Below are 16,119 nucleotides of genomic sequence, written 5' to 3' on the forward strand. Positions count from 1 at the left end.
GAGGTCGCGTGTTCACGTCGTCGGATTTGAAGGGCCGCATTATGTGGCTGTTGGGGCTCATGGCCATGCTGTTGCTGCTGGCAGCCCCTGTTGTTCATGCGGAAGAAGAGTTTCTGGATCCGGAACAGGCTTTTGCCTTTTCTGCGCAAATGCAGACGCCGTCAGAGTTGCGCATAGACTATCGCATCGCACCCAAATACTACATGTATCGCGAGCGGTTCGAATTTCATATTAAAGACGATGCGGACAAATCCCAGGCTGCGGCCCAGCTGGGCACACCGGTGCTTCCCAAGGGGGAGGTAAAGTACGACCCGACCTTCGACAAAAACATGGAGGTCTATCATAACCAGGTAAGTATCCGTCTGCCACTGCTCAAGCAGACAACGCCGTTCACAGTGCAGGTGGTGGGACAGGGGTGCGCCGATGCCGGTCTGTGTTATCCCCCCATCACCTATGACATCGCCCTGGAGCCGGCACCCGGTGGCGGCATGAGCATTACTGGCGGCACGCCAGGCGTCAAAAAAGGTGCTGCGCCAGCTGGCGCAGTCAGCACGCCACTGGCAGAAAATAGCGCATCTGGCGCGGCGCAAGGGCAGTCATCTTCCTCTGCCGCTTCTGCCCAGACCGGTAACGCCTCGCTGTTTGATGCCGGCGATACCACTATTGCCCGATGGCTGTCAGAGGCGGGCCTCGCGCGCGTGCTGCTGATCTGCTTTGCGCTGGGCGTGGTGCTCTCGTTTACGCCCTGCGTCCTGCCCATGCTGCCTATCTTGCTGTCGGTTATTGTGGGCGACCAGAAGGCGCGCGGAGGTGTCCCGTCCAAAGGGCGCGGCTTTGCGCTCACGCTCATGTATGTGCTGGGCACGGCCATTGTGTACACCTTGCTGGGCATTGCGGCCGCCTCTGTCGGTTCGGTGCTGGCAGCCTGGATTCAGAACCCCTGGGTGCTCTCGGCGTTCGCGGTGGTGCTCATAATCCTTGCCATTGGCATGTTTGGCGCTTTTACCATACAAGTGCCGGTATCGTTGCAAACCTCACTGAACAGCAAAGTGTCGCGGATGCCTGGTGGGCGCTATGGCGGCGCTTTCGGCATGGGCATGCTGTCGGCACTTATTTGTGGTCCCTGCGTTGCCGCTCCACTGGCCGGTATTCTGCTGTTCATTTCCCAGACCGGCAACCTGGTGCTGGGTGGCCTGGCGCTGTTTGTACTGGCCTGGGGGCAGGGCTTCTCCTTGCTGATCCTTGGCGCCACTTCCGGTGCGCTCATGCCCAAGGCGGGCCCGTGGATGGAAGCAATCAAGTATTTCTGCGGCCTGCTGCTGCTGGCAACGGCGCTGTGGATGCTGATGCCTGTTTTGCCCCTGTGGGCACAAATGCTGGGCTGGGCATTTCTGAGTATGTGTCTGGCAGTGCTGCTGGGCGCCTTCCGCGGTGATACCGGCCCTGTCGCCAGTGCCGGTCCGTTGCGACTCATATTGCGTGCGCTTGGCCTGCTGGCCGCCACGTGGGCATTGCTGTTGCTGGTTGGCCTGGCAACCGGTAGCCGGGATCCGCTCTCTCCCCTCAAAGGGATTGTGCAGGTAAACGGCGCCGCGCAAACCAGCGTTGCCAAAGTGCAGTTCGAAAGGGTGCGGTCACTGGCAGAGCTCGAAGCGCGCATTGCGGCGGCCGGCAAACCGGTCATGCTGGACTTCTACGCAGATTGGTGCATTTCCTGCCACGAAATGGAAAAATTTACCTTTTCAGACAGCCGCGTGGCTACTGCCATGAGCACCATGCTTGTATTGCAGGCCGACGTAACCGGCAACAATGAACAGGATCGCGAACTGCTCAAGCGCTTTCGCCTGTTCGGCCCACCGGGCATTATTTTCTTTGATCGCAACGGTCAGGAAATGCAGGATAACCGCGTGGTCGGTTTCCAGAAAGCCGACAAGTTTCTGGAAAAATTGCAGCTGGCGCTGCGCTAGCGACGCAGCGGCGCCATCCCGGTGTTGGCCGGGCTTGTGGGCAGAGGACGTGGTCCAAACGGGACTGTCGGCCGGTTGTGGGTGGGATGCGACCCACATAGGTCTGTTTCTATAATGAAGACAGCCCTTGCCTGAGATCTTCCCAGGCAAGGGGCTTTTGCGCGCGGCGGCGCTTGCCTTCAAGGCCTGACGCCTGCTGTTGGCGTCCCCGACGATGCCCAGCCGGTAAGCCACAGGCATGCCTGAACTGGCAAGATACAGGTTGCGGAAGAAGAGTGCTAATGATATTGCTATCCGGATGTGACAACACGCCGGATGTGGATGCAGCAAGAGGAGTGGGTTCAGTCCAGATCAAGCCAGCTGCGGTTTTTTTCCGAAAGACCGATGCCAGCCCATTTATTTCCCAGTTCGATCACCAGGAGACTGTCGTTAGTATCAAGGGCAGGCAGCAAAAGCTCGCGTACCTGCGTGACCCCCAGATTGGTCGCCACGATATAGCTCGAATCGTAGCAATGCCAGCGGCTGGGGAAATGTTCATCGATGAGATGTTTTAATTTGGTAAATCGGGTACCCAGCAGACGGCGGTCATACGTGATCAGCACTTTCATCTCATTTCCCCTGACTATGAAAAACCATTCCCGATATAGTAATACAAATCCGCGACAATGGGACAGATAGTTGCGGCGCAGTGTTGACGGTTCAGGGATTGTCCCGGTTGTTGTCCGCGCAAGTGGTGCTGTACACAGGGTTGAAATACCCGCGCAATACAATAAAAGAAACATTGAGGAAATGTTAAATGACCATTCCAACTTGCGGGCGCGTGCTGTCCGTATCCAAAGACGATAAACACCGCTTTTCCAAAGCACCCACATCACAAATAGGCATTGTGGCTGGCCTGGGCATCCAGGGCGATGCGCATTCGGGCGTAACCGTCAAGCATCAGTCAAGGGTCGCTGCAGATCCGACGCAGCCAAACTTGCGACAAGTTCATCTTATGCATGCCGAACTCTTTGATGAACTTAAAAGCAAAGGCTTTAATGTGGGGCCCGCTGACCTGGGTGAAAACATCACCACTGAAGGCGTTGATCTGCTGTCTTTACCCAGGGATACCTTGCTCAGGATTGGAGACGATGCGCTTTTACAGGTAACGGGCCTTCGCAATCCTTGCGCGCAAATAGACCGGTTCCAGACGGGTCTGCTCAAGGCGGTGTTGCTACGTCAGCCCGATGGTGAGCTCATTCGCAAAGCCGGTATTATGACGATTGTAATAACTGGAGGAACGGTTCGCGCAGGAGACCCGATTCATGTTCAACTGCCGGCGCCTCCCTATCTGCCGCTGGAACGCGTGTAGTCGCGCAGCCTAAATAGCCATCTATATTCCGTGCGATTTCAGCAATGATTTTGTCCAGGCTGTGGAACTCGTGGTCAAACTGTTTCTTTGAGAAAATAAAGGTAGATAAGTACATTGAGAGAAGAATCAGTGAGTAAGTGTGCGCACGGATTCTAGCATCACTGAACGCGTAGCGGACACCACTGCCTTGGCACATGTTGGTGCGCCGGCAGCCGAGCCAGGGTCACGGAAAAGCGACGCGACACGTTGGCGCATGCAGTTGCCTTAAATTCTCTTTAAATTCATTTAAATATATGATAAATAACGTATTTTTGTTATAATGTTAGGGTTGTTATTTCAATATTTAAGGGTCTTTAATGGACGTGCAGTCAGAAGAGTTCCGGCAGGAAATGAAATCCGAGATTGGCTCGCTGGCCCTGGAAGGGCTTATCCCAGATGCGCAAGCGCTGGCTGACCTGGAGCTTGTCATGCAGGGCAAGTTGACTATTGAACAGGCAAAGCAGAACGTGTTTGACCGGATCAGGAATGGCAAAGTATAGCAGCAGCCCAGATTCATATGTCTATCCGGGTACAGATGTTCTAATCAACAAAGAGGGCATTAAAGACGCCGCGATACTGGACATGGCCGAATCCAACAGCTATCTGTTTGCTTCGGCAGCCTTGAAGGAGCATCCGGTCACAGGTAACTTTGACTTTAGTCATTTGAAGCAAATACATGAACGGCTTTTCGGCGATTTATATGAATGGGCGGGCAAGGTCAGGACTGTCGATATATCCAAAGGAACGTCCAGATTCGCTAACCATCAATTCATCGAAGAATCAGCCAGGCAATTATTGCGCCAGCTCCAGAGCGAAAATTACTTGCGAGGCCAGCAGGCCGACACGATAAGCGAAAGGGCTGCGCATTACCTTGGCGAGCTCAATGCCATCCATCCTTTCAGGGACGGTAATGGCAGGGCGACCAGGCATTTTATCGGTCAGCTTGTCAAAGAGGCAGGGTATGTGATCCAGTGGGAAAACATCAGCCAGAAGCAAATGACCCATGCCGCCATTTTGGCTTTTCATGGCGACGCGAGCGAACTGGCCCGGCTGATAAAAGAAAATTTGAAAGCGTTGGCTGTAAAAAAATAAGTGTGCCGGTTGTGCAAGCCGCCAGACCCAACCCCCCAACCCCCCAACTCCCAGAATACAAATGCAGGCAGGCCGAGCTCGCTCATGCAAGGCGAAGAAGACGTCGTTTTGATCAGGTACCTTTTTCTTCGCCGAATATCGCGTGCTTTGTCAACGTTTCAATGCAATGGCGGTGATGATAAGCCAGCCTGCCACAATACAACGGCACTGGCGCTGTCGGCAGATATAAGTGGCTTGCAGCAACAACCTGAATTCGCAGGCGCGCATGAAGACGGCGTTGCCGATGAATGCGAAGTGGTATTGCGCGCCCGGTCTTTTAAGGCCCGTTTATGCCAATTGTGATATAGCCGAACACCACCACGGTTCATTGTCCAGGAACCAGTCAACGGTCTTGACGATGCCTGCGTCAAACGGCTCGCTTGCGACAAAGCCCAGTTCCTGTTCGATTTTTGTCGGGTCCATAGCGTAGCGCCGGTCATGACCGGGCCGATCCTGCACGTAGCGGATCAGCTGCGCGCTATTGCCTGCGTGTGCCGCCGTTGCCTGTGCAAACCGCTGCCGCAACTGCGGCCGCGTCGCAAAGGCCTGGTCCATGATCAAACACAATTTATAAATGAGCTGCATGTTGGTCAGCTCGCAACGGGCACCGACATTCCAGGTGTCGCCCGCCTTGCCTTGCGCCAGAATCGCCTCGATCGCACGAACGTGGTCCAGTACGTAAAGCCAGTCGCGGATCTGCTGGCCATCGCCAAAAACCGGAATGGCTTTATTGTGCAGGATGTTCGTCAGCGTGAGTGGGATGAGTTTTTCGGGATAATGATAGGGCCCGTAATTGTTCGAGCACCGGCTGATGGTGGTGGCCAGACCGTAAGTCTGGTGGTAGGCCCGCACCAGATGATCCGCCGCGGCTTTGCTGGCCGAGTACGGTGAGTTCGGCGCATAGGGGGTGTCTTCGGTAAACGCAGGCTGGTCGGCCGCCAGGCTGCCGAAAACCTCATCGGTACTGACGTGATGAAAGCGGTATGGCAGGGGGGCTTTTTTTTGCAGCGCTGGCACCTCTATCCATACCTGGCGTGCCGCCTTGAGCAGGCTGTGGGTGCCGGTGATATTGGTCTGGATAAAGGTGTCGGGCCCCTGGATAGACCGATCCACATGGCTTTCTGCCGCAAAATGCACGATAGTATCGACGCGGTGCTGTTGTAGCAATGCGATTACTTTGTCCGTATTGCAGATGTTCCCGTGTACAAATGTGAAATTGACGTGATGTTCAAGCCCGGCAAGGCTGCTGCGATTGCCCGCGTAGGTCAGCGCATCCAGCACTACCAGCGTATCGTCTGGATGCTGTCTGAGCCAGTAGTGAACGAAGTTGGCGCCGATAAATCCGGCACCACCGGTAACAAGCAAAGATGCCATCGCGTTCGGGGTCGTCATGTGAAAGTTGCAATGGCTCATGATAACAGGACCGGTGTAAACCGCGAAGTCTGTTGAGGGCGATGGTGATGACCGATCCGTTATAATCAGCGCTGATGCAATCCGTTGAGGCTTTGCCTGATACGCATGAAAACAGAACGCCTGGTTATTCCCGATGTCCTGCTGATGACTCCCCAAGTGCGCCGCGACGAACGCGGCTATTTTCTGGAGGCCTACCGGCAGCAGGTGCTCGATGAGGCCCTGGGGCGCACGCTGCGCTTTATCCAGGACAACGAATCACAGTCGTCTTATGGCGTGGTGCGGGGCCTGCATTACCAGTTGCCGCCCTATGCCCAGAACAAGCTGGTGCGCGTGGTGGTGGGGCGGGTACTCGATGTCATTGTGGATTTGCGCAAGAGCAGCGCGACCTTCGGACAGTCCTTGCAAATTGAACTGGACGCCGTGCGCAAGCAATCGCTGTTTATCCCGGCCGGGTTTGCACATGGTTTCGCCGTGCTCAGCGAACGGGCCATTTTTGCCTACAAAACCGACGCCGTCTATGCGCCCGATTTCGAGCGCGGGCTGGCCTTTGATGACCCGCAACTGAGCATAGACTGGCAGGTGCCGCGCGAGCATATGATACTGTCCGACAGGGATCGCCGTTTTCCTGTGTTTGCCGGCCTGCAGGACTTATACCCGTGAGCGCAAAGGGTTTTATCATAAAATGACGTCATTCGATACATCAACGAGGTTTAAATGAATCCGATCCGTAAAGCTGTATTTCCCGTCGCAGGCTTGGGCACCCGCTTTTTGCCGGCGACCAAGGCCATGCCTAAAGAGATGTTGCCCGTTGTGGATAAGCCGCTTATCCAATACGCAGTGGAAGAGGCAGTCAAGGCAGGCATTACCGATCTGATTTTTATTACCGGGCGACACAAGCGTGCGATCGAGGATCATTTCGACTCCATGCCCGAGCTGGAATCCGAACTGGAAGAAAAGGGCAAACAGGAGATGCTGGAGCAGGTGCGCCAGGTCATTCCGTCCAATGTCAATTGTATTTACATCCGTCAGCCGGCTCCACTGGGCCTGGGTCACGCTGTGCTGTGCGCCGAGCCGGTGGTGGGCAATGAGCCGTTCGCCGTGTTGCTGGCCGATGACCTGATCGATTCGAACGTGCCGGTTACCCAGCAACTGATTCAGGCCGCACATGCCAATAACGGCAGTGTGCTTGGCATCCAGACCATCGCTCGCGAAGATTCCAATAAATACGGGATTATTGCGGGTAAATCGGTGTCGTCCAATACGATCCAGGTGAGCAAGATCGTCGAAAAGCCTGCGCCGGCCGATGCACCTTCGGACAAGGCCGTGGTGGGTCGTTATATTCTGGAACCAGAAATTTTTGAACACCTGCGCCACATCGGCAAGGGCGCAGGCGGCGAAATCCAGCTTACCGACGGCATTGCTGCCTTGCTCGAAAGCCGTAATGTATTTGGTTTTGCCTACGAAGGCACGCGCTACGATTGCGGTAGCAAAGCAGGCTTTTTTGCCGCCACGGTAGCACTGGGCCAGAAATATCACGGCTTCAAGCTGTAATTTATTCCGAGGCAAGGCATTCAAGGCGGGCGAATGTTCCGCTTCCGTGATTGCCTGTCAACAAATCAGCCCTGGCCGGGTTTGTATCCCGGTCACTTTTAGAATCCGTGATGCGAGGCGGCCATGGGCGTGAGCGCAGCTGTTGCTGCCTGCATCATCGGTTCGCAGCCTGTCATTTGCGGCTGTACCATCAGACTCTGGCCGCCACCCGCCACGGATCGCACACATCGAGAGCACCTGTCCCCGATGGCAGGCTGCAAGCGGTTTACTGACGGCCGGTCAGAATACGCGCCGCTTCAATTGAGAAGTACGTCAGGATACCGTCGGCGCCGGCGCGCTTGAAACACATCAGCGACTCCATCATGACCTTGTCGTGGTCCAGCCAGCCGTTTTGCGCGGCCGCCTTGATCATGGCGTATTCGCCGCTAACCTGGTAGGCGTAGGTGGGCACGCGGAAGGTATCCTTAACGTCTCGCACAATATCCAGATAGGGCATGCCAGGCTTGACCATGACCATATCGGCGCCCTCGCGGATATCCGCTGCGATTTCCCGCAACGCCTCGTTGCGATTGGCCGGATCCATTTGGTAAGTCATTTTGTTGGATTTGCCCAGGTTGGTGGCCGAACCCACCGCATCGCGAAACGGTCCGTAGAAGGCGCTGGCGTACTTGGCCGAATAGGCCATGATGCGTGTGTAGATCAGCTTTTCCTTTTCCAGGGCCTGCCGGATGGCGCCGATACGGCCGTCCATCATATCGCTGGGGGCGACGTAGTCGGCGCCGGCGCGGGCTTGGGTCAGTGCCTGCTGCACCAGGATGTTGGTCGTCTCATCATTCAGTACATAACCGTTTTCATCCAGCACGCCATCCTGCCCGTGGCTGGTGTACGGGTCCAGCGCCACATCGCACAAAATGCCCAGCTCGGGAAATGCTTTCTTGAGCATGGCAATGGTGCGCGGAATCAGGCCGTCTTCATATGTGGCAGCAATACCGTCAGGCGTTTTCAGTGCCGGGTCGATAGAGGGGAACAACGCCATCACCGGAATGCCTAGCGAAACACAGGTCTCGGCCACCGCCAGCAGCGTGTCGGGGCTGTACCGGTTTACGCCTGGCATGGAGGCTACCGCTTCGGTCACGCCCGTGCCTTCCTTGATGAATACCGGGTAAATCAGATCATTGACGGTCAGGACATTTTCCTGAACCAGGCGGCGCGAAAAGTCGTCGCGACGGTTGCGGCGGGGGCGGGATGCGGGAAAATCGGCAGTGATAATTGAAGTCATGGTGTTATCCGTATTGCAGTCAGCACCGCAAGGGTGCAATGGAAAGGTGAAGCAAAAAGGGATGATCAGAAATCATCCACAGGTTTGTGCCGTCCCAGGGCAAGCGAGCAAGGGGCGGTGACTGCGGCAATCTTGCCCGTCGTCGGCACAGGCTGCTTTCCGGCCCGGTGCTTGCGGACACCCGTGGCAAGCAGATATCCTGAACAGCGTACTGAAACAAGCCCGATTGCGTCGATTGTGTCATCAGAGTGCCCGACGCCCGAAAAGTTCAGCCCGATTGGCTGCCTGCTCACGAAAAGCGCGGCAATCAGGGGACGACCTGCGGAGAAATCCAGTTGACGATGCTGCTGTCAGCCTCTTCCAGCCCGATGCGTTGCGTAGCGGAAAACGGCACTGCATTCAGGGCGCCGATATCAGCCAGCTCCTTTTTAACCGCAAAGACCGCCTTGATGCGTTGCCCGTAAGGCAGTTTGTCTGCCTTGGTCAACAGCGCCAGCACGGGCTTGCCGGTAGGCGCAATCCAGTTGGCCAGACGCTTGTCCAGATCGGTTACGCCACGGCGGATGTCGATCAGCAGCACGACGCCGGCCAGCGAGGTGCGCTGGCGCAGATAGGCGCCCAGCACTTCAGCCCATTCTTCGCGGGCGTCGCGCGCGACAGAGGCATAGCCGTAACCGGGCAGGTCGGTCAGAAACCCGAGCGGCTGCTCCGGATCCAGCGGATCGGGGATGCCAAACAGGTTGATCAGCCGGGTGCGTCCTGGCGTCTTGCTTGAAAACGCCAGCCGTTTCTGGTTGGCCAGCACATTGATAGCGGAAGATTTGCCGGCGTTGGAGCGGCCCACAAAACAGACTTCAGGCGCCCCTGGCGGCGGCAACTGGTCGAGCCGGGCGGCTGAAGTGTAAAACGAGGCGCGATGTAATATTGACACAAAGGGTTCCGGCAAAAAAAGATTCGTCCTCTATTGTATAATTGCTAGGCCAAAAAATGCCTAAATTCATGTTTGAGGTTTATACTTCCGTGTTTATACGCATTTGTCTTTTAAAATACGGGCCGTGGCTGCTAAAGTGCGCCCCAGATCCATGGGATCACAGAGGATATTCATGAAGCGAGTTTTAACAAACATTCTGGTTGCCGGCAGCGTTCTGGCTGGTATGGCCTTCGGTACGGCAGCTTTCGGCGCAGAGGCCGCTGCTGCATCCGCTGTTCCTGACGCCGAGAAAGGCGCTGCCCTTTATACAAAGGGTGATACTTCTCGCGGCATTCTTGCCTGTGTCGCCTGTCATGGCGTCAACGGCAACAGTGGCGTTGCCATGTACCCGAATCTGGCCGGCATGCCTCATGAATACCTCACGCTTCAGCTTGAACACTTCAAGGCACCCGCCGATAAGGTCATTCGTGGCACGCCAGACGGCAAGCCTACAGCCATGGCGCCTATCGTGGCACAAATGACCAAGGAAGACATGCAGAACCTGTCAGTCTTCCTGAGCAAACAGCAACTGACCCAGCCTGCCAAGGCCAAGCAGGGTGACAACCGGAAGGTCGTCGAACGTGGTCGCCAGATCTGGCGTGCCGGTATTCCTGAGCGTAGCGTTCCTGCCTGTGCATCGTGCCACGGCGCGACCGGCCAGGGTATCCCATCGGCCTTCCCACGTCTGTCCGGTCAGCATCCGGAGTATCTGGAAGCTCAGTTGCATGCCTTTGCCGATGGCTATCGCACGCAGGGTGGCGCAGAAAACATGATGGGTAAAATTGCCAACCGCATGAATAAGGCAGACATCCAGGCCGTTGCAGATTACGCAGCTGGCATTCGCTGATTCGACAGCCTTTCGATTAGCGGCAACCTGGCAATTGGCCGCGATCGACAATTTCTGACCCGCGTTATGGAACTTTTCCGTAACAATGGGTCAAAGAAGGGGTAACGCGCATTGTGTGCCCCTTTTTCTTATGACAAATTCAGTATCTCGACCAACTACCAGAGCCTGGGGCGCCCAGCTCGTTGAATTGCTTGGCTCCATGCGTTTTGCTGTGAGCCTTCTCATGTTTATCTGCGTGGCCAGCATTATTGGCACGGTCCTGCAGCAAAACCAGCCTGACTTGACCTACACCGATCAGTTCGGCATGTACTGGTATGCTGTATTCAGCAAATTCGGCGTGGCGCAAATCTACAACACCTGGTGGTTCCTGCTCATCATGACTTTTCTGGTGGTCTCCACCAGCATCTGTCTGATACGCAATGCGCCCAAAATGCTCAAGGACATGCGCTCTTTTCGCGAATATATCCGCGAAGGCAGCTTGCGTGCTTTTCCACATCGCATTGATATCCAAACAGGTCTTACCTCCGCTGCCTCACTCGCGCGAGTCCGCAGCTGGCTGAAAAAAGAAGGGTATGCGGTCAAGGAAAAAACAGACGCCAGCGGCACGCTGCTGGCGGCCAAAAAGGGCAGTGCCAATCGGCTGGGCTATATTTTTGCGCATTCGGCCATTGTGATCGTCTGTATCGGCGGGCTGCTCGACAGCGAGTTGCCCAACCGCCTGCAAATCTGGCTGGGCAGCAAGCAACCCATTCCCGACACCGCCCGATTCGTTTCCGATGTGCCCGAAGCGGCGCGTTTTTCGTCTGGCAACCCCAGTTTTCGCGGCAATGTCTCCATCGCCGAAGGCAATTCAGCCAACACCGGGATTCTGGCGCTCAGCGGCGGTCAGTATTTGCAAATGCTGCCCTTCGATATCAAGCTCAATAAATTCATCATCGAGTACTACGAAACCAATGGCATGCCCAAGCGCTTTGCCAGCGAGGTGACGATTACCGACAGGGAAACAGGCCAGGTTTCCAATGAAACCATCGAAGTCAATCACCCGTTTCAGATGCATGGCATTACGCTGTATCAGTCAAGCTTTCATGACGGCGGCTCCAAGGTTTCCGTGACCGGCTATCCGCTGGCGGGCAACGGCAGTGCGCCGTTTGAGCTGTCGGGCGCGGTCGGCGAGCAGACAGGCGTGACCACAACCCTCAATGGTCAGAGCAAAAACTATACCGTGACCTTCGAGGACTTCAAGCCCATCAACGTCGAAGATCTGTCCGCCCCGAATCCGGGTGCGGCCCAGCCCAAAACGTTCCAGGAAGACATTCTGGCCGTGACCGGCAGCGCAGCCGGCAGGAATGACAAGAAACTACGCAACATTGGCCCCAGCGTATCCTATACGCTGACCGATGATCGCAACCAGTCCATCAAGTTCAATAACTACATGCTGCCGGTTATGCTTGAAGACTCACCGGTTTTCCTGATCGGTATGCAGTTGCCCGGCGATTCGATGTTCCGTTATGTCCGGATCCCTGCAGATGGTAAAAGCACGGTCAGCGAATTTCTGGCCATGCGCGCGGCATTCAATGACAAGGCGATGCGCCTGAAAGCGGCGACGGCGTATGCAGAGAAGAATCAGGATGGCCGCATCGATAAAGCGGTCATTGTCCAGCTGGCCGAGCGCGCGCTCAGCGTCTTTGCCGCCGACGGCTTCGCCGGTATCGACAAGTATGTTGAAGGCGAGGGTGTGTCCGAAAGCGACCGAGTTCCTGCACAGTTGCGCGAGCCCATGAAGAAGATCCTGCGCGAGTATCTATTGTTCAGTGCCATTGAACTGCGCAACCTGGCGCGCGAACAGGCCGGTCTTGCGCCCATCGTTTTCGAAGGGCCGGATGCCCAGGCACAGGCGCGCTGGTTTGACCTGTCCTTGCGCGCAGTGTCTGACCTGGCAAATTACCCGGCGCCCATGTTTTTTCAGCTGAAAACCTTTCAGCATATTCAGGCCACTGTTTTGCAGGCCACGCGTTCCCCGGGTAAACTAATGGTCTATGGGGGATCAATCCTGCTGATATTGGGTGTGTTTTCCATGTTCTACATCCGTGATCGCCGAATCTGGATCTGGGTCAAGCCCGGTCAGGACGATCAGGATAGCCGTATGATGGCAGCCATGACCTCGCAAAAACGCACCCTCGACTTCAATCGTGAATTCGAGCGCTTCCGCCATTACTTTACTGGCAACGAAAAAGCCTAGAGGCAAATATGTCAAATACCGTTGTGACCGCATCAGGAGCCGCCGACCAGCTGGTCGATTGGGAAAAGAACATTACCGAGTCCGGCGACAGCCGCATGCTGCGCGGCAAACCGGACTTTTCCGACATTTTGTTCCTGCTGGTGTTGCTGGCAGGGGCCATCTACGCCATCATAGAGTACCCCGACTCGATGGATTACTACGAGAAAGCCATTCTGGTCGGCATGACATTTGCGGCCACCTGGATGGGCTGGCTGTGGCGGCCCGTGCGCAAGCTGATGATTGCCTGTGCCCTGGCAGCCGGTCTGGCGATATGGCTGTATGACGGGCAATTGGCGCATGCGGAAAGTAATTTCCTGCTGAAATACCTGCTGTCTTCGCAATCGGCCATTTTGTGGATGTGTGCACTGTTTTTCATGGCCACCGTGTGCTACTGGATCGGGTTTGTCAGTACTACCGGCGCCTGGATGGGGTCGGCCCTGACCTGGACCGGCGTTTTTGCCGGCTTCACCGGCCTGCTGGTGCGCTGGCGCGAGGGCCATCTGATCGCGCCCGACATGGGGCACATCCCTGTCAGCAACCTGTATGAAGTCTTCGTGCTGTTTTGCCTGATCACGGCCTTGTTCTACCTGTATTACGAGAGACGCTACAACACGCGTGCCCTGGGTGGCTTTGTGTTGCTGGTCATTTCGTCTGCGGTCATCTTCCTGCTCTGGTACACATTCGAGCGTGACGCTGCAGTGATTACGCCTTTGAATAACGCCCTGCGCAGTTGGTGGATGAAACTGCACGTGCCGGCCAATTTCATTGGCTATGGTTCCTTTGCCCTGTCCGCGATGGTCGGCTTCGCTTATCTGGTCAAGCAGCATGGCGCCACCACCAGCTGGAAACCCATGATTCCGCTGCTGGTCGTGGGCGGCGCCATGGTGTCGGAGCTGTTCATTTTCCGTGACAAGGACAATATGGGCTTCTGGTTCGTCTACTTCCTGGGCAGCCTGGCCATCGTTGCCGCTATTTTGCTAGGGCGTCGCGTCATTGCCGCCAAATTGCCGCCGCTGGAAGTGCTGGACGACATCATGTACCGGTCCATCTCCATCGGCTTTGCCTTTTTCACCGTGGCCACCATTCTGGGCGCGTTCTGGGCTGCTGATGCCTGGGGTACGTATTGGCAATGGGATCCGAAAGAAACCTGGGCCTTCATCGTCTGGCTCAATTATGCTGCCTGGCTGCACCTGCGCCTGATGAAAGGCATGCGCGGCACGTTTGCGGCCTACTGGGCGCTGGTTGGCCTGGTTATCACCAGCTTTGCCTTCCTGGGCGTCAATATTTTCCTGTCGGGCCTGCACTCCTACGGAGAGCTGTAAGCCACTGCTTACGGCCAGCGCCGGACAGCCAAAAAAAAGGGATACCCGGTTATACAGCAACCGGGTATCCCAACAGGGAAAATCGTCAATTTGTTCATATTCGCTGCGCCGACCGGCGCTTGCGCTCTTTACTGTTGCGTACCCCAGCGCCGTACCGTCATTTTCTCCAGGGTCGTAAACACCAGGTTCTCAACCACCAGGCCCAGGATCACGACCATGACCAGCCCGGCAAATACCTGCGCGGTTTCCAGTTCATTTCGGTGCTGGAACACATACCAGCCCAGGCCGCCCTGGCCGGATGATGCGCCAAAGACCATTTCTGCTGCGATCAGCGTACGCCAGGCAAAGGCCCAGCCAACCTTCAGGCCGGACACAATGGACGGCAACGCGGCTGGGATCAGGATCTGCCAGACAAACCTGAGTCCGCGAAGTCCGTAGTTCTGTCCTGCCATGCGCAGCGTTTGCGGCACGCTCTGAAATCCCGCGAAGGTGTTGAGGGCCAACGGCCACATGACTGAATGAACCAGTACAAACAACAAGCTGGTAGTACCCAGCCCGAACCACATGAGCGCCAGCGGCAGCAGGGCAATGGCCGGCAAGGGATTGAACATGGATGTAAGGGTGGAAAGAACATCCCGGCCAAGGCGGGTGGAAATGGCAAATGTAGTCAGAAAAAAGGCCAGTATCACACCCAGTGCGTAGCCTTGCAGCAACACCGACAGCGAGATCGCCATGCGGGCCGGCAATTGGCCATTGGCCAGGTCAGCCCACATGGCGCCAATGGTGGCGGTAAATGTCGGCAGAAGCAGCTCATTGTCCTGCCAGCGGCCGACCATTTCCCAGATCATCGCCAGAACCGCCAGGATCAGGATCTTGCGAATGCCGTCATGATTGAGCAGGCGATGCGCCAGGCTCAGGGGTTCGCGAACCGACTCGGTCTGTGCCGCCGGCGCCAGTGCCAAGAGCGGATATTCGAACTCCGGTCGATAGGGGGGGTCGATGCGCATGCTAGGCTGGTTCATGGGAACGCTCGGCAACGGCAGGATCCGATTCGGAGACAGGCAATTGCTCGAACAGAAGGCGGTGAATGCGGCTGGTTGCTGCCTGAAACTGCTCGCTGCCCGCGCTATCCATATTGAATTGATGGCTGTTGAGCTCTGCGCGCACCCGGCCCGGATGCGGCGACAGCAGCAAAATCCGATTGCCGACCACCAGGGCTTCTTCTATGGAATGGGTCACGAACATTAATGTGACCCGGGTTTCGTCCCACAATTGCAATAATTCTTCCTGCATTTTGCGCCGGGTGAGTGCATCCAGGGCGGCAAACGGCTCGTCCATCAGCAGCACGGCCGGCTCCATCGCCAGGGCGCGCGCAATCGCAACGCGCTGCTTCATGCCCCCTGACAGCGTATGCGGATAGGCATGCAGGAAGCTGCCCAGACCGACCCGGTGCAAATAGTGCTCGGCGCGTTCCCTAGCCTGCACCTTGTCCAGCGTACGCGAAGCGCGCAGGGCAAAGACGACATTCTGCAGCACCGTCTTCCACGGGGCAAGCTGATCAAATTCCTGAAACACCACCACGCGGTCGGGCCCTGGCCCGGAAATGGTTTTGCCATTCAGGGTAAAGGCGCCTGATTGGGGTTTGATAAATCCGGCAGCTGCTTTGAGCAGACTGGACTTTCCACAGCCGGACGGGCCCAGTAAAATGAACCGGTCGCCTTTGTAGATGGAGAAGCTGACGTCCCGCGTCGCCTGTACAATGGCATTGCCGGTCTGGTACTGCAGGCTTACTCCTTGCGCACGGAACAGGGCTTCGGGCAGGCTGGCTTCTTGGGAAGCATCACCACGCTGCAAAGAGTCCTGGTCTGCCAAGTGGATGGACGCGTTTTGGTCAGAGAGCTGGGGTTTTTGCTTTGGTTGCTCAGGAGCGGCAGCCAGTCGCAATGGGGTGTTTTTCAGTGCATGGGCCAT

At 56.3% G+C, this 16,119-nt stretch carries 15 protein-coding genes; 9 read left to right on the forward strand and 6 right to left on the reverse strand.

Going from position 1 to position 16,119, the window contains the following annotated elements:
• The first annotated feature begins 8 nt into the window (after positions 1–8).
• Positions 9–1,967 (forward strand): protein-disulfide reductase DsbD, encoded by a 1,959-nt coding sequence (gene dsbD, locus INT32_RS17755; RefSeq protein ID WP_370540255.1) that lies wholly within the window; start codon positions 9–11, stop codon positions 1,965–1,967.
• Between the two features lie 341 nt (positions 1,968–2,308).
• Here the strand turns inward: dsbD and INT32_RS17760 are convergent, their stop codons facing one another.
• Complete coding sequence (locus tag INT32_RS17760; protein ID WP_193090040.1) at positions 2,309–2,575, reverse strand: SinR family protein; 267 nt, start codon at positions 2,573–2,575, stop codon at positions 2,309–2,311.
• Between the two features lie 188 nt (positions 2,576–2,763).
• On the opposite strand from INT32_RS17760, the gene INT32_RS17765 reads away from it, so the two are divergent.
• The 3 genes from INT32_RS17765 to INT32_RS17775 all read left to right on the forward strand — a co-directional run bounded on the left by INT32_RS17765 (position 2,764) and on the right by INT32_RS17775 (position 4,449).
• Entirely contained in the window at positions 2,764–3,318 is a 555-nt protein-coding gene (locus tag INT32_RS17765) for an MOSC domain-containing protein (RefSeq protein ID WP_193090041.1), read from the forward strand.
• A gap of 356 nt (positions 3,319–3,674) precedes the next feature.
• Positions 3,675–3,857 carry an antitoxin VbhA family protein gene (locus INT32_RS17770; RefSeq protein ID WP_193090042.1) on the forward strand — a complete coding sequence of 61 codons (183 nt, stop codon included), beginning with the start codon at positions 3,675–3,677 and terminating at the stop codon, positions 3,855–3,857.
• Positions 3,844–4,449, forward strand: coding sequence for a Fic family protein (locus INT32_RS17775; RefSeq protein WP_193090043.1), 606 nt, complete (start codon positions 3,844–3,846; stop codon positions 4,447–4,449). The genes INT32_RS17770 and INT32_RS17775 overlap by 14 nt, the downstream gene beginning before the upstream one ends.
• A gap of 327 nt (positions 4,450–4,776) precedes the next feature.
• On the opposite strand, the gene rfbB is transcribed toward INT32_RS17775, so the two are convergent.
• Positions 4,777–5,880, reverse strand: a complete 1,104-nt coding sequence (gene rfbB, locus INT32_RS17780; protein WP_226817249.1) for a dTDP-glucose 4,6-dehydratase — start codon at positions 5,878–5,880, stop codon at positions 4,777–4,779.
• Between the two features lie 126 nt (positions 5,881–6,006).
• On the opposite strand from rfbB, the gene rfbC reads away from it, so the two are divergent.
• Together rfbC and galU are read left to right on the forward strand one after the other, a co-directional pair.
• Complete coding sequence (gene rfbC / locus INT32_RS17785; RefSeq protein WP_193090044.1) at positions 6,007–6,561, forward strand: dTDP-4-dehydrorhamnose 3,5-epimerase; 555 nt, start codon at positions 6,007–6,009, stop codon at positions 6,559–6,561.
• 54 nt (positions 6,562–6,615) lie between these two features.
• On the forward strand, positions 6,616–7,452 hold the full coding sequence (gene galU, locus INT32_RS17790) for a UTP--glucose-1-phosphate uridylyltransferase GalU (protein ID WP_193090045.1): 837 nt from the start codon (positions 6,616–6,618) through the stop codon (positions 7,450–7,452).
• Between the two features lie 265 nt (positions 7,453–7,717).
• Here the strand turns inward: galU and hemB are convergent, their stop codons facing one another.
• Together hemB and yihA are read right to left on the reverse strand one after the other, a co-directional pair.
• Entirely contained in the window at positions 7,718–8,731 is a 1,014-nt protein-coding gene (gene hemB / locus INT32_RS17795) for a porphobilinogen synthase (protein ID WP_193090046.1), read from the reverse strand.
• 307 nt (positions 8,732–9,038) lie between these two features.
• Complete coding sequence (yihA, locus tag INT32_RS17800) at positions 9,039–9,662, reverse strand: ribosome biogenesis GTP-binding protein YihA/YsxC (protein WP_193090047.1); 624 nt, start codon at positions 9,660–9,662, stop codon at positions 9,039–9,041.
• 172 nt (positions 9,663–9,834) lie between these two features.
• Here yihA and INT32_RS17805 point away from each other — a divergent pair, with 172 nt between their 5' ends.
• The 3 genes from INT32_RS17805 to ccsB all read left to right on the forward strand — a co-directional run bounded on the left by INT32_RS17805 (position 9,835) and on the right by ccsB (position 14,148).
• On the forward strand, positions 9,835–10,548 hold the full coding sequence (locus INT32_RS17805) for a c-type cytochrome (protein ID WP_193090048.1): 714 nt from the start codon (positions 9,835–9,837) through the stop codon (positions 10,546–10,548).
• A 199-nt stretch (positions 10,549–10,747) separates the two neighbouring features.
• Positions 10,748–12,787 carry a cytochrome c biogenesis protein ResB gene (locus INT32_RS17810; RefSeq protein ID WP_193090075.1) on the forward strand — a complete coding sequence of 680 codons (2,040 nt, stop codon included), beginning with the start codon at positions 10,748–10,750 and terminating at the stop codon, positions 12,785–12,787.
• Positions 12,788–12,795: 8 nt separating this feature from the next.
• Positions 12,796–14,148: a c-type cytochrome biogenesis protein CcsB gene (ccsB, locus tag INT32_RS17815; RefSeq protein ID WP_193090049.1), complete on the forward strand. Its 1,353-nt coding sequence runs from the start codon at positions 12,796–12,798 to the stop codon at positions 14,146–14,148.
• Between the two features lie 128 nt (positions 14,149–14,276).
• On the opposite strand, the gene INT32_RS17820 is transcribed toward ccsB, so the two are convergent.
• Together INT32_RS17820 and INT32_RS17825 are read right to left on the reverse strand one after the other, a co-directional pair.
• Positions 14,277–15,170: an ABC transporter permease gene (locus INT32_RS17820; RefSeq protein WP_226817251.1), complete on the reverse strand. Its 894-nt coding sequence runs from the start codon at positions 15,168–15,170 to the stop codon at positions 14,277–14,279.
• On the reverse strand, positions 15,157–16,119 hold the full coding sequence (locus tag INT32_RS17825; RefSeq protein WP_193090050.1) for an ABC transporter ATP-binding protein: 963 nt from the start codon (positions 16,117–16,119) through the stop codon (positions 15,157–15,159). The genes INT32_RS17820 and INT32_RS17825 overlap by 14 nt, the downstream gene beginning before the upstream one ends.

Origin of the sequence: Advenella sp. FME57, assembly GCF_014897675.1 — a bacterium.
Classification (GTDB): domain Bacteria; phylum Pseudomonadota; class Gammaproteobacteria; order Burkholderiales; family Burkholderiaceae_B; genus Advenella.

What these genes read in the sequence shown, in the direction of transcription:
- galU (WP_193090045.1), top strand. Translation starts at nt 6,616, where the DNA reads ATGAATCCGATCCGTAAAGCTGTATTTCCCGTCGCAGGCTTGGGCACC.
- INT32_RS17765 (WP_193090041.1), top strand. Translation starts at nt 2,764, where the DNA reads ATGACCATTCCAACTTGCGGGCGCGTGCTGTCCGTATCCAAAGACGAT.
- rfbB (WP_226817249.1), bottom strand. Translation starts at nt 5,880, where the DNA reads ATGACGACCCCGAACGCGATGGCATCTTTGCTTGTTACCGGTGGTGCC.
- INT32_RS17825 (WP_193090050.1), bottom strand. Translation starts at nt 16,119, where the DNA reads ATGGCCCATGCACTGAAAAACACCCCATTGCGACTGGCTGCCGCTCCT.
- INT32_RS17805 (WP_193090048.1), top strand. Translation starts at nt 9,835, where the DNA reads ATGAAGCGAGTTTTAACAAACATTCTGGTTGCCGGCAGCGTTCTGGCT.
- hemB (WP_193090046.1), bottom strand. Translation starts at nt 8,731, where the DNA reads ATGACTTCAATTATCACTGCCGATTTTCCCGCATCCCGCCCCCGCCGC.
- INT32_RS17810 (WP_193090075.1), top strand. Translation starts at nt 10,748, where the DNA reads ATGCGTTTTGCTGTGAGCCTTCTCATGTTTATCTGCGTGGCCAGCATT.
- INT32_RS17820 (WP_226817251.1), bottom strand. Translation starts at nt 15,170, where the DNA reads ATGAACCAGCCTAGCATGCGCATCGACCCCCCCTATCGACCGGAGTTC.
- INT32_RS17775 (WP_193090043.1), top strand. Translation starts at nt 3,844, where the DNA reads ATGGCAAAGTATAGCAGCAGCCCAGATTCATATGTCTATCCGGGTACA.
- INT32_RS17770 (WP_193090042.1), top strand. Translation starts at nt 3,675, where the DNA reads ATGGACGTGCAGTCAGAAGAGTTCCGGCAGGAAATGAAATCCGAGATT.
- rfbC (WP_193090044.1), top strand. Translation starts at nt 6,007, where the DNA reads ATGAAAACAGAACGCCTGGTTATTCCCGATGTCCTGCTGATGACTCCC.
- ccsB (WP_193090049.1), top strand. Translation starts at nt 12,796, where the DNA reads ATGTCAAATACCGTTGTGACCGCATCAGGAGCCGCCGACCAGCTGGTC.
- INT32_RS17760 (WP_193090040.1), bottom strand. Translation starts at nt 2,575, where the DNA reads ATGAAAGTGCTGATCACGTATGACCGCCGTCTGCTGGGTACCCGATTT.